Origin of the sequence: Demequina silvatica, from assembly GCF_000971215.1 — a bacterium.
GTDB classification, from domain to species: Bacteria; Actinomycetota; Actinomycetes; order Actinomycetales; family Demequinaceae; genus Demequina; species Demequina silvatica.
Genome location: NZ_BBMA01000004.1, coordinates 192,642 through 205,095, shown reverse-complemented (window position 1 = coordinate 205,095; position 12,454 = coordinate 192,642). Strand labels below are relative to the sequence as shown.

At 72.2% G+C, this 12,454-nt stretch carries 14 protein-coding genes; all 14 read left to right on the top strand.

Annotation, left to right across the window (positions count from 1 at the left end):
• Positions 1 to 25: 25 nt before the first annotated feature.
• The 14 genes from AOM05_RS06815 to ruvB all read left to right on the top strand — a co-directional run bounded on the left by AOM05_RS06815 (position 26) and on the right by ruvB (position 12,435).
• Positions 26 to 1,600: a deoxyguanosinetriphosphate triphosphohydrolase family protein gene (locus AOM05_RS06815; protein WP_082097336.1), complete on the top strand. Its 1,575-nt coding sequence runs from the start codon at positions 26 to 28 to the stop codon at positions 1,598 to 1,600.
• 92 nt (positions 1,601 to 1,692) lie between these two features.
• Entirely contained in the window at positions 1,693 to 3,684 is a 1,992-nt protein-coding gene (gene thrS / locus AOM05_RS06810; RefSeq protein WP_062520606.1) for a threonine--tRNA ligase, read from the top strand.
• A 31-nt stretch (positions 3,685 to 3,715) separates the two neighbouring features.
• Positions 3,716 to 4,231 (top strand): HIT family protein, encoded by a 516-nt coding sequence (locus tag AOM05_RS06805; protein ID WP_156165101.1) that lies wholly within the window; start codon positions 3,716 to 3,718, stop codon positions 4,229 to 4,231.
• The gene (gene pgsA, locus AOM05_RS06800; RefSeq protein ID WP_062520601.1) at positions 4,232 to 4,891 is read left to right on the top strand and encodes a phosphatidylinositol phosphate synthase; all 660 of its coding nucleotides are present in this window, start codon (positions 4,232 to 4,234) and stop codon (positions 4,889 to 4,891) included.
• A gap of 5 nt (positions 4,892 to 4,896) precedes the next feature.
• On the top strand, positions 4,897 to 5,784 hold the full coding sequence (locus AOM05_RS06795; protein WP_169746729.1) for a phosphatidylinositol mannoside acyltransferase: 888 nt from the start codon (positions 4,897 to 4,899) through the stop codon (positions 5,782 to 5,784).
• Entirely contained in the window at positions 5,781 to 6,935 is a 1,155-nt protein-coding gene (locus AOM05_RS06790; protein WP_187327461.1) for a glycosyltransferase family 4 protein, read from the top strand. Before AOM05_RS06795 ends, AOM05_RS06790 begins: the two co-directional genes overlap by 4 nt.
• Positions 6,932 to 7,840 carry a pyridoxal 5'-phosphate synthase lyase subunit PdxS gene (pdxS, locus tag AOM05_RS06785; protein ID WP_062520595.1) on the top strand — a complete coding sequence of 303 codons (909 nt, stop codon included), beginning with the start codon at positions 6,932 to 6,934 and terminating at the stop codon, positions 7,838 to 7,840. Before AOM05_RS06790 ends, pdxS begins: the two co-directional genes overlap by 4 nt.
• Positions 7,841 to 7,860: 20 nt before the next feature.
• Positions 7,861 to 8,382: an NUDIX hydrolase gene (locus AOM05_RS06780; protein ID WP_062520593.1), complete on the top strand. Its 522-nt coding sequence runs from the start codon at positions 7,861 to 7,863 to the stop codon at positions 8,380 to 8,382.
• Positions 8,379 to 8,981, top strand: a complete 603-nt coding sequence (pdxT, locus tag AOM05_RS06775; protein WP_062520591.1) for a pyridoxal 5'-phosphate synthase glutaminase subunit PdxT — start codon at positions 8,379 to 8,381, stop codon at positions 8,979 to 8,981. The genes AOM05_RS06780 and pdxT overlap by 4 nt, the downstream gene beginning before the upstream one ends.
• 43 nt (positions 8,982 to 9,024) lie before the next feature.
• Positions 9,025 to 9,354, top strand: coding sequence for a YnfA family protein (locus AOM05_RS06770; protein ID WP_062520589.1), 330 nt, complete (start codon positions 9,025 to 9,027; stop codon positions 9,352 to 9,354).
• 64 nt (positions 9,355 to 9,418) lie between these two features.
• On the top strand, positions 9,419 to 10,174 hold the full coding sequence (locus tag AOM05_RS06765) for a YebC/PmpR family DNA-binding transcriptional regulator (protein WP_062520587.1): 756 nt from the start codon (positions 9,419 to 9,421) through the stop codon (positions 10,172 to 10,174).
• 19 nt (positions 10,175 to 10,193) lie between these two features.
• Positions 10,194 to 10,748, top strand: a complete 555-nt coding sequence (ruvC, locus tag AOM05_RS06760) for a crossover junction endodeoxyribonuclease RuvC (RefSeq protein ID WP_062520586.1) — start codon at positions 10,194 to 10,196, stop codon at positions 10,746 to 10,748.
• 60 nt (positions 10,749 to 10,808) lie between these two features.
• Entirely contained in the window at positions 10,809 to 11,399 is a 591-nt protein-coding gene (gene ruvA / locus AOM05_RS06755; protein ID WP_062520584.1) for a Holliday junction branch migration protein RuvA, read from the top strand.
• Complete coding sequence (gene ruvB / locus AOM05_RS06750; RefSeq protein WP_062520582.1) at positions 11,392 to 12,435, top strand: Holliday junction branch migration DNA helicase RuvB; 1,044 nt, start codon at positions 11,392 to 11,394, stop codon at positions 12,433 to 12,435. Before ruvA ends, ruvB begins: the two co-directional genes overlap by 8 nt.
• The last annotated feature ends 19 nt before the right edge of the window (positions 12,436 to 12,454 follow it).

Genomic DNA, 12,454 nt, shown 5'->3' with positions numbered 1-12,454 from the left:
GGTAGGGGCGGACGGGGAGGCACGCATGGCGGGGACGGACGAGGCCGCGGACACCGAGGCCACGCCCGTGGCGACGGACCCGCGGGTCGCCCGCACGGTCCAGGAGACGCTCGACGAGTTCCAGCTGGTCGAGTACCGGCCCGAGTACCGCGTCGACCTCGAGCGGATCCGCTTCTCGCCGTACTTCTCGCGGCTGTCCGCCGTCACGCAGGTGATCTCCCAGTCGGGCGCCGGGCTGGCGGTCCACAACCGGCTCACGCACTCGGTCAAGGTGACGGCCGTCGCGCGCGCGATCGCCGTGTCGCTCGCGGGCGACTGGGGCGAGCGCGGCGCGCTGGTGCGCGACCTGGGCGGCTGCGACGCCGTGGTGGTGCAGGCGGCGGCGAGCGCGCATGACCTGGGCCACCCGCCGTTCGGCCACCTGGGGGAGCAGACGCTCGACCGGCTCGCGCGAGAGCGGTTCGGGCTCGAGGAGGGCTTCGAGGGCAACGCGCAGACGTTCCGCATCCTCACCCGCCTCGACGAGTACGACCGCGCCGGCTCCGGCCTCAACCTGACCGCCGCCGTCCGCGCGGCCGTCCTCAAGTACCCGTGGGCCCGCGCCCAGGGCGAGGGCTGGACGCCCGGCGCCGGCTCCCCGCGCGGCATCGCGCCACGCCGGCCGGGGGAGGGCTCGCGCAAGTTCTCGGTCTACACGCTCGACCTCGACCACATGCAGGCCGCGCGCGCCGCGTTCCCCGCGATCGCGGAGCTCCAGCAGACCGTCGAGTGCTCCGTCATGGACATCGCCGACGACATCGCCTACTCGCTGCACGACCTCGACGACTTCTACCGCGCCGACCTCCTGAACCAGGCCGCCGTGTCCGCGGAGTTCCGCACGTGGATCCGCGACCGCGCCGCGCTCGCGGCCATCCCGCGCGAGGACCTGCTGCGCGCTCGCCGGACGCCCGGCCACGGCCTCGAGCTGCTGCGCCGGCGGCTGGTGAGCCACGACCCGTGGATCGCGGGGGACGATGCGTTCGGCGAGTCGGTCGCCCGGGTCGCCGATGAGGTGGTGGACGGCCTGCTGTCGGTGCCGTACGACGGCTCGCTGGCGGCGGACCGCACCCTCGCGGTCTTCATGGCCGGCTGGATCGCGCGCCTGCAGCACTCGATCACCGTGGCGCGCGACCCGCACATACGCTCGGGCCACGTGAGCCTCGACGCGGCGGCCTTCCACGACGTGGCGGTGCTGAAGTTCCTGCAGGAGAGGTTCGTGCTGCACCGCCCGGACCTCGCGCTGTACCAGCGCGGCCAGGCGAGCGTGATCGAGCGGCTGGTGACCAGCTTCGCCGCGTGGCTCGACGACGACGACGAGGTGCGCCGCGCGCCGCGCCGCCTGCTCGACCTGGTGGAGCTCGCCGCGGAGGACTACCTCAAGGTCCGCGACCGCCGGCCCGAGTCGCTGCCCACCACAGACGCGGGCGCGCTGCGCCGCTACGCGACCGGCCGCGGCATCATCGACTACGTCGCGTCGCTCACCGACGCGCAGGCGATGTCCGTCGCGAACCTCGTCTCCGGCGCCTCGGAGCGTCTGTGGGACGGGGGACAGGGGCTGTAGGCCCCCACCCTCGCGACGCCGCCCGTGACGATGCGGGGCGCCCGGGCTCGGTAGCATCGTCCCGTACCACCGAACCTTCTAGGGAGTGACCTGTGCCCAGCGTGAATGCGACCATCGACGGCGTCGAGCGAGAGCTCGAAGCGGGCACCACGGGCACCGACCTGTTCGCGGACCGCAGGGACGTGGTGGTGATGCGCGTCGACGGCGCCCTGTGGGACCTCGCGCGTGAGGTTCCGGCCGGCGCGACCGTCGAGGCCGTGACCGTCGCCGACCCGGACGGGCTCATGGTGCTGCGTCACTCGACCGCGCACGTGCTCGCGCAGGCCGTGCAGCAGGTCAACCCCGACGCGAAGCTCGGCGTGGGCCCGCCCATCGAGAACGGCTTCTACTACGACTTCGACGTCGAGACCCCCTTCACCCCCGAGGACCTCAAGGCGCTCGAGAAGGCGATGCAGCGCATCGTCAAGGATGGCCAGGCGTTCGTGCGCCGCGAGGTGACCCGCGAGGAGGCCCTGGCCGAGCTCGCCCACGAGCCCTTCAAGTGCGAGCTGCTCACGCACGACGCTGACGGCGCCGAGGGCGCCTCCGTCGAGATCGGCGAGGGCGACATCACCATCTACGACAACGTCCGCCGCGGCGGCGAGGTCGCCTGGAAGGACCTGTGCCGCGGCCCCCACGTGCCGTCCACCCGGGTGCTGCAGAACGGCTGGTCGCTCATGCGCTCCGCCGCCGCGTACTGGAAGGGCTCCGAGAAGAACCCGCAGCTCCAGCGCGTGTACGGCACCGCGTGGCCGTCCAAGGAGGAGCTGGTCGCGTACAAGGAGCGCCTGGCCGAGGCCGAGCGCCGCGACCACCGCAAGCTCGGCGCGGAGATGGACCTCTTCAGCTTCCCCGACGAGATCGGCTCCGGCCTCGCGGTCTTCCACCCCAAGGGCGGCGTGATCCGCATGGAGATGGAGGAGTACTCGCGCAAGCGTCACGTGGAGGAGGGCTACGAGTTCGTCTACACGCCCCACGCGACCAAGGGCCTCCTGTTCGAGGTCTCGGGTCACCTCGACTGGTACAAGGACGGCATGTACCCGGCGATGCACCTCGACGAGGAGCGCGACGCCGAGGGCAACGTCACCAAGCAGGGCCAGGACTACTACCTCAAGCCCATGAACTGCCCCATGCACAACCTGGTGTTCGACTCGCGCGGCCGCTCGTACCGCGAGCTGCCGCTCCGCCTGTTCGAGTTCGGCACCGTGTACCGCTACGAGAAGTCCGGCGTGGTCCACGGCATGACCCGCGCCCGCGGCTTCACGCAGGACGACGCCCACATCTACTGCACCCGCGAGCAGATGAAGGACGAGCTCACCAAGACCCTCGAGTTCGTGCTCGGGCTGCTCAAGGACTACGGCCTCGAGGACTTCTACCTCGAGCTCTCCACCAAGAACCCCGAGAAGTTCGTGGGCTCCGACGAGGTGTGGGAGGAGGCCACCGAGACGCTGCGCGAGGTCGCCGTCGCCTCCGGCCTCGAGCTGGTCCCGGACCCGGGCGGCGCCGCGTTCTACGGCCCCAAGATCTCGGTGCAGACCCGCGACGCGATCGGGCGCACCTGGCAGATGTCGACCATCCAGCTCGACTTCAACCTGCCCGAGCGCTTCGAGCTCGAGTACACGGCCTCGGACGGCTCGCGCCAGCGTCCCGTCATGATCCACCGCGCGCTGTTCGGCTCGATCGAGCGGTTCTTCGCGATCCTCACCGAGCACTACGCGGGCGCGTTCCCGGTGTGGCTCGCGCCGGTCCAGGTGCGCGCCATCCCCGTCGCCGAGCCGTTCAACGACTACCTGGGCGAGGTGGTCGCGCAGCTGCGCGCGGCGGGCATCCGTGCGGAGCTCGACGCGTCCGACGAGCGCTTCCCCAAGAAGATCCGCACCGCGTCCAAGGAGAAGATCCCCTTCACGCTCATCGCCGGCGGCGACGACGCGGACGCGAACGCGGTGTCCTTCCGCTACCGCGACGGCAGCCAGGACAACCAGGTGCCGGTCGAGGAGGCCGTCCGGCGCATCGTCGAGGCCGTGCGCTCGAAGGCGCAGGTCTGACGACGTGACGGAGGCCTTCGACGCGGAGACGATGGGAGGGGTCCCGGACGGTTTCGAGCGCCTGTGGACCCCCCACCGTCTCGCGTACGTCGAGGGCGAGCGGCCCGACGACGGCCCCACCGGCTGCCCGCTGTGCCGCAAGGCCGAGGAGGGCGACCGCGAGTCGCTCGTGGTGCACCGCGGCGAGCACTGCTACGTGGTGCTCAACCTCTACCCGTACAACCCGGGGCACCTCATGGTGTGCCCGTACCGCCATATCGCCTGGTACACGGACTGCACCGAGTCCGAGCGGGACGAGATGAGCGCCCTCACGCAGGACGCCATGCGCGTCCTGCGCCACGTGAGCGGCCCGCAGGGCTTCAACATCGGCATGAACCAGGGCAGCGTGGGCGGCGCCGGCATCTCGGGCCACCTGCACCAGCACGTGGTGCCGCGCTGGGAGGGGGACACCAACTTCCTGCCGATCATCGCGCAGACCAAGGCCGTGCCCCAGCTGCTGGACGACACGTGGCGTCGCGTGAGCGACGCGTGGAGAGAGGACCACTAGATGCTCGGCAGGCTCCGGCCCTACATGGCCGCCCTGTGGCAGGCCCCCGCGCGCTTCCTGCTCGCCCGGGGCATCCACCCGAACGTCATGACCGTGATCGGCACGGTCGGCGTGGTGCTGGGCGCCGTGCTGTTCTTCCCGCACGGCGGCATCTGGCTCTTCTGGGGCACGCTGTTCATCACGTTCTTCGTGGTGACCGACATGCTCGACGGGACCATGGCGCGCCTGGGCGGCAAGAGCTCGCGGCTGGGGGCGTTCCTCGACTCCACGCTCGACCGGGTCGCGGACGCCGCCATCTTCGGCACCCTCACCTGGGTGTTCATCGACATCTCCCGGATCACGGCGCTCGGCGCGCTGCTGTGCCTCGCGATCGGCTCGCTGGTGCCGTACGCGCGCGCCAAGGCGGAGGGCATGGGCGTCGCGGCGAACTTCGGGCTCGCGGAGCGCTCCGACCGCCTGGTGATCTCGCTGGTCGCGGTGGGCTTCTACGGCCTCGGGCTGTTCCCCCTGTGGGTGCTCACCGGAGCGCTGTGGATCCTCACCATCCTCGCCGCCATCACGGTGGGCCAGCGCATCTGGGCGGTGGTGCGACAGGCGCGGCTCCACCCCGAGTGGAACGCCCGCCTCGACGGACAGCCGCAGCCGTACCCGCACGAATGAACGGCATGCTCCTCGCGTTCCGCGCCTCGCGGTACGCGCCCCGTTCGCTCACGCGCGTCCTGCTGTGGGCGGGCTTCGACGCGCAGTGGCGCCGCCGCGCGAAGCCTGCGCGCCGCCTCGAGGACAACCTCCACCGGGTCACCGGCCTCGAGGGCGCGGAGCTGCGCGCGCTGAGCCGCGCCGGCATGGCGTCCGCCGCGCGCTACTACGCCGAGACGTTCGAGCTGGGCCGCATGACGGACCGCGTGGTCGACGCCCGCGTCCGCGTCGAGGACCCGCACGGCGCCCGCGCCCGGGTCGCCGCGGACGGCACCGCGGTGCTCGCGCTGTCGCACTCCGGCAACTGGGACCTGGTGGGCGCGTACGCGTGCCGCCACATCGCGCCCGTCACCTCGGTCGCGGAGATCCTCAAGCCCCGCGAGGTGTTCGACGAGTTCGTCGCGCTGCGCGAGAAGGTCGGCATGACCATCCTGGGCCACGAGGGCGGCTCGACGTTCCGTGAACTCATTCGTCTAGGCAAGCGCCAGGGCGGTCTCATGTGCCTCCTCGCCGACCGCGACCTGTCCGGCTCGGGCATCGAGGTGGACATGTGGGGCCACGGCGTCAAGGTCGCCCCCGGCCCCGCCGCGCTCGCCGTCGCGATCGGCGCGCCGCTCATCCCCGTGCACGTCTACTACGAGCGTCTCCACGGCCGCCGCCGGCTCGCGGCCCGGTCGCGGTGGGGGGTGGTCCTTCACTTCGGGCCGGCCTCGCTGCCGGACGATGCGCCGGCCGAGGACCGCGTGGGGCACCTCACCCGGGCGTGGGTACAGTTCCTGGCAGCGGAGATCGCGCGGCATCCTCAGGACTGGCACATGCTGCAGCGGTTCGGATGGACGGGGTCGGAGCGATGAGGATCGGGATCGTGTGCCCGTACTCGCTCGACAGGCCGGGCGGCGTCCAGCTGCACGTGCTCGACCTGGCGAAGGCGCTGATGGAGCGCGGCCACGACGTGTCCGTGCTCGCCCCCGCCGCCGAGGACACCCCGGTGCCGGCCTACGTGTCGAGCGCGGGACGGTCGCTGCCCATCCGCTACAACGGGTCGACCGCGCGCCTCACCTTCGGGCTGGTCGCCGCGAGCCGCGTGCGGGAATGGCTGAAGCTGGGCCACTTCGACGTGGTGCACCTGCACGAGCCGGGCGCGCCCTCGCTGAGCCTCATCGCGATGTGGGCGCGCATCGGGCCCACGGTGGCCACGTTCCATTCGTCGCAGTCCGAGTCGGTCGCGATGCGCCTCGCGAAGCCGTGGATCAAGCCCGGCTACGAGGAGCTCGACGCGCGCATCGCGGTGTCGCCCTCCGCGGCCGCGACCATCCGCGACCACCTGCGCGTCCAGGCCACGCACATCATCCCCAACGGCGTGGACACGTCGCGCTACGTGCGCGCCCGCGCGGACCGGCGCTGGGAGGGCACGCGCGAGGCTCCCACGATCGGGATCCTCGGCCGCCTCGACGAGCCCCGCAAGGGACTCGAGGACCTGCTCGCCGCGATCCCCGCCGTGCGCGCGCGCCACCCGCACGCGCGCTTCCTGGTCGCGGGCCGGTTCTCCGACCGCATCGCCGCGAAGGCCGCCCGCGCGGGCGCCGAGGTGATCGGCGAGCTCGACGAGGACCAGAAGGCCCGCTTCATGGCCTCGGTGGACATCTACTGCGCCCCCAACACGGGCGGCGAGAGCTTCGGGATCGTCCTGGTGGAGGCGATGGCGGCGGGCGCCGCCGTGGTCGCCTCCGACCTCACGGCCTTCATGGACGTGTCGACGATCGCCGACGGCGGCCACGCGGCCGCGCATCACGCGGTGGGCGACCCGGCGTCGCTCGCCGCGATCATCAACGAGCTGCTCGACGACCCGGCGGGTCGCGAGGAGCTGGCCGAGCGCGGGCGCGAGTGCGCCGCGGCGTTCGACTGGTCAAACGTCGCGCCACGTGTCGAGGAGACGTACCGCGACGCCATTAGGATGGACGCCGAGTTCCATCCCCATCCGACGAAGGACGTCAGCACCCCATGAGCACCATCGACGAGACCACGAAGCCCCAGGTAGGGACCGACCTTGTGAAGCGCGGCATGGCCGAGATGCTCAAGGGCGGCGTCATCATGGACGTGGTCACCCCGGACCAGGCGAAGATCGCGGAGGACGCCGGCGCCGTCGCCGTCATGGCCCTCGAGCGCGTCCCCGCCGACATCCGCGCGCAGGGCGGCGTGTCGCGCATGAGCGACCCCGACATGATCCAGGGCATCATCGACGCCGTCTCGATCCCCGTGATGGCGAAGGCCCGCATCGGCCACTTCGTCGAGGCGCAGGTGCTCGAGAGCCTGGGCGTCGACTACATCGACGAGTCCGAGGTGCTCACCCCGGCCGACTACACGCACCACATCGACAAGTGGAACTTCACCGTTCCCTTCGTCTGCGGCGCGACCAACCTGGGCGAGGCGCTGCGCCGCATCTCCGAGGGCGCGGCCATGATCCGCTCGAAGGGCGAGGCCGGCACCGGCGACGTCTCCAACGCGACCACCCACATGCGCAAGATCCGCGCCGAGATCCAGGCGCTCACCTCGCTGCCCAAGGACGAGCTCTACGTGGCCGCCAAGGAGCTCCAGGCGCCGCTGCCGCTGGTCCAGGAGATCGCCGAGACCGGCAAGCTCCCCGTGGTGCTCTTCACCGCGGGCGGCATCGCCACCCCCGCGGACGCCGCGATGATGATGCAGCTGGGCGCCGAGGGCGTGTTCGTCGGCTCCGGCATCTTCAAGTCGGGCGACCCGGCCACGCGCGCCAAGGCGATCGTCAAGGCCACCACGTTCTACGACGACCCTTCGGTCATCGCGGACGTGTCGCGCGGCCTGGGCGAGGCGATGGTCGGCATCAACGTGGACGAGATCCCCGAGCCGCACCGCCTCGCCGAGCGCGGCTGGTAAGCACCGAGGTACATGCACGCATGGGCGCCGCGTCGGGGGATCGCATCCACCGTCGCGGCGCCCGCGTGCTCCTGGTGTCGCGCGCGGCGGGGGAGACCCGCCTCCTCATGGTGCGGGGGCATGATCCCCACGACGTCGAGCGCTACTTCTGGTTCACCCCGGGCGGGGGCCTCGAGGACGGGGAGACGATGCGCGCGGCAGCGGTCCGCGAGCTCGCCGAGGAGACAGGCCTGGTCCTCGAGACCGACGAGCTGGTGGGCCCGGTCTGGCGGCGCACCGCGATCTTCGACTTCGCCTCCAAGCCGTACACGCAGTTCGAGGAGATCTACGTGGGCCGGCTCGAGGACGCGGAGCGGCGCGACCGCACCGCGGCCGAGTGGACCGCGATCGAGCTGGAGACCATCGACGAGGTGGCCTGGCTCACCGAGCAGGACCTGCGCGAGTCGCCCATCGAGGTGTTCCCCGCGCAGCTGAGAGAGACGTGGGCGTGGTTCCTCGACTGGGACGGCGTCACCAGGGACCTGGGAGAGGTGGACGAATGAGCACCGTGGGCGTGCTGGCCCTGCAGGGAGACGTGCGCGAGCACCTGGCGGCGGCGACGCGCGTGGGCGCGACCGCGGTGGGCGTGCGCCGCCTCGCCGAGCTCGAGGCCGTCGACGCGCTCATCATCCCCGGCGGCGAGTCCACCACCATCGACAAGCTGCTGCGCGCGTTCGACCTGTTCGAGCCGCTGCGCGCGCGGATCCACGCCGGCATGCCCGTGATGGGCTCCTGCGCCGGCATGATCATGCTCGCGACCGACCTGGTGGGCGCCATCGACGGCCAGCGCAGCCTGGGCGCGATCCCGATGACGGTGCGCCGCAACGCGTTCGGCCGCCAGGTGGACTCCGCGGAGACCGAGCTGGTGTGGGAGCCCGACGGCTCGACCATGCACGCCACCTTCATCCGCGCGCCCTGGGTCGAGGCCTGGGACCCCGCCGTCGAGGTCCTCGCGACCGCCGCGGGCCCCGACGGCTCGCGCCACCCCGTCGCGGTGCGCCATGGCAACGCCCTCGCGACGTCCTTCCATCCCGAGATCGCCGAGCCGGGCGCCGTCCACGACGACCGCGTCCACCGCCTGCTCCTCGACCTGGTGGGCTGACCGCGCGACCCGGCCCGCGCATCGTCCCCGCTAGGGTCGGCGCATGACAGTCGCGCGCATCGTCCTCGTCTTCGTGGCCGCGGCGCTCGCCGAGATCGGCGGCGCGTGGCTGGTGTGGCAGGGCGTGCGGGAGCACCGCGGCGCGCTGTTCGTGGGCCTGGGCATGGTGTCGCTCGCCGCGTACGGCCTCATCGCCACGCTGCAGCCCGACCCGAACTTCGGGCGCGTGCTCGCGGCGTACGGCGGGATCTTCGTGGCGGGGTCGCTCGCGTGGGGGATCGTGGTGGACCGCTTCCGGCCCGACGTGTGGGACTGGACGGGCGCCGCGCTGTGCCTGGTGGGCGCGGGCGTCATCATGCTCGCGCCGCGCTGAGCGCGGGACCCCCCACGCACTACACTGGACGGGATTCCAGACCGACATTCGACGAGGAGCACACGTGTCCGGGCATTCCAAGTGGGCGACGACCAAGCACAAGAAGGCCGCCATCGACGCCAAGCGCGGCAAGCTGTTCGCCAAGCTCATCAAGAACATCGAGGTCGCGGCGCGTACCGGCGGCGGTGACCTCGCGGGCAACCCGACCCTGTTCGACGCGGTGCAGAAGGCGAAGAAGTCGTCCGTCCCGAACGACAACATCGACCGCGCCGTCAAGCGCGGGTCGGGCCTCGAGGCCGGCGGCGCCGACTACGAGACCATCATGTACGAGGGCTACGGCCCCAACGGCGTCGCGGTGCTCATCGAGTGCCTCACCGACAACCGCAACCGCGCGGCCACCGAGGTGCGCGTCGCGCTCACCCGCAACAACGGCACGCTCGCTGACCCCGGTTCGGTGTCCTACCTGTTCTCGCGCAAGGGCCAGGTGATCGTGTCCAAGGAGGGCGGCGCCACCGAGGACTCGCTCATGGAGGCGACGCTCGAGGCGGGCGCGGAGGAGATCACGGACCTCGGCGAGGTGTACGAGATCATCTCCGAGGCCACCGACTTCGTGTCCGTGCGCTCCGCGCTGCAGGAGGCCGGCATCGACTACGAGAGCGCCGAGGCGACGTTCATGCCCTCGATGAAGATCGAGCTCGACGTCGACGGCGCGCGCAAGATGCTGCGCCTCATCGACGCCCTCGAGGACTCGGACGACGTCCAGAACGTGTGGGCGAACTTCGATGCGTCCGACGAGGTGCTCGAGGCCGCGCAGGCCTGACGGCCGACGGCGAGGGACGATGCGCATCCTGGGGGTCGACCCCGGCCTCACCAGGTGCGGCCTGGGTGTGGTCGAGTCGGGTTCCGCGCGTCGCGTCGCCATGCTCGACGTCCGGGTCGCGACGTCCCCCTCCACCCACGAGACGCCCGCGCGTCTCGCCCAGATCGCGACGGTCCTCGAGGCCGTGCTCGACGAGCACCGGCCCGAGGCCGTCGCGATGGAGCGCATCTTCGCGCGCTCCGACGTCTCCACCATCATGGGCACCGCCCAGGTGTCGGGCGTCATCATGCTCGCCGCGGAGCGCCGCGGCCTGCCCATCACGCTCTACACGCCGTCCGAGGTGAAGGCCGCCGTCACCGGCAACGGCCGCGCCGACAAGGCGCAGGTGACGTTCATGGTGACGCGCCTCCTCGGGCTGGCGGAGGCGCCGCGCCCGGCCGATGCGGCGGACGCCCTCGCGATCGCCATCGCCCACGCGTGGCGCGGGGGAGCGGCCCCGGTGGGCTCCGGCGCGAGCACCGCCGCGCAGCGGCAGTGGGCCGCCGCGGAGAAGGCGGCGCGCCGCCGCGGGTAGGGGCCCGTTGTCGCACGCGTCCGCTAGCCTGTTCGCACAGGTGTTCGAAAGGGGATCGGCGTGATCGCACAGCTCAGGGGGACCGTGGCGCATGCGGGCACGACGGCGCTGGTGCTGGACGTCGCCGGGGTGGGCTACCGCGTCCTCGCGACGCCGGCCGCGCTCGCCGAGCTGCGCACCGGCCAGGACGCCACGCTGCACACCCACCTGGTGGTGCGCGAGGACTCGATGACGCTGTTCGGCTTCCTCAGCGCGGGGGAGCGCGACACGTTCGAGCAGCTCCAGAGCGTGCAGGGCGTGGGCGCCAAGCTCGCCCTCGCGATGCTCGCCGTCCACTCGCCCGAGGCACTCGCGGGCGCCGTCGCCGCGGGTGACCAGAAGGCGCTCACCAAGGTCCCCGGGATCGGCCCCAAGGTCGCGTCACGGCTGCTGCTCGAGCTGGGCGGCAAGCTGGTGCTGCCCGAGGACGCGCCGGGCGCGCCCGCGGCGGACGCGCGCGGAGAGGTGGTCGAGGCCCTGGTGGGCCTGGGCTATCCCGTCAAGCAAGCGCAGGCGGCCGTCGACGCGGTCGCCCCCGATCCGCTCGCGGCGGACGGGACCGGCACCGCGCTGAGGGCCGCGCTCAAGCACCTGGGAGGCACGCGTGGATGACGAGGCCCGCGTGGTGAGCCCCGACGCGGACGCGATCGAGCGCTCGAACGAGGCCGCGCTACGGCCGTCCAACCTCGACGAGTTCGTGGGCCAGCGCGTGGTGCGCGAGCAGCTCTCGCTGGTGCTCAGCGCCGCGACCGGGCGCGGCACCCCGCCGGACCACGTGCTGCTGTCGGGCCCGCCGGGACTAGGCAAGACCACGCTCGCGATGATCATCGCGGCGGAGCTGGGCGCGACGCTGCGGCTGACCTCCGGCCCCGCGATCCAGCACGCCGGGGACCTCGCCGCGATCCTCAGCTCGCTCGACGAGGGCGACGTGCTGTTCCTCGACGAGATCCACCGCCTCGCGCGTCCCGCCGAGGAGATGCTCTACCTCGCGATGGAGGACTTCCGCGTCGACGTGGTGGTGGGCAAGGGCGCGGGCGCGACCTCGATCCCGCTGAGCCTGCCCGCGTTCACGGTGGTGGGCGCGACCACGCGCGCCGGGCTGCTGCCCGCGCCGCTGCGCGACCGCTTCGGGTTCACCGGCCACCTCGACTTCTACGAGACGCAAGAGCTGATGGCCATCGTGGTCCGCTCCGCCGGACGGCTGGGGGTCTCGATCACCCACGACGCCGCGCACGAGATCGCATCCCGCTCCCGTGGCACGCCCCGCATCGCGAACCGGCTGCTGCGGCGCGTGCGCGACTGGGCCGAGGTGCACGGCACCGGGCGCGCGAACCTCGAGGCGGCACGCGAAGCGCTCGCCGTGTACGAGGTCGACGAGCGCGGCCTCGACCGCCTGGACCGCGCCGTGCTCAAGGCCCTGTGCACGCGCTTCGCCGGCGGTCCCGTGGGGCTGTCGACGCTCGCCGTGACGGTGGGCGAGGAGATGGAGACCGTCGAGACCGTCGCGGAGCCGTTCCTGGTGCGCGAGGGGCTGATGAGCCGCACGCCGCGGGGCCGCATCGCGACCGCGGACGCGTGGCTCCACCTGGGCCTCAGGCCACCCGCGGACGCGATCAGCGGCGAATCCGGCGGCCGCCTCTTCGACTGACACGCCCCAGGGTCACCGG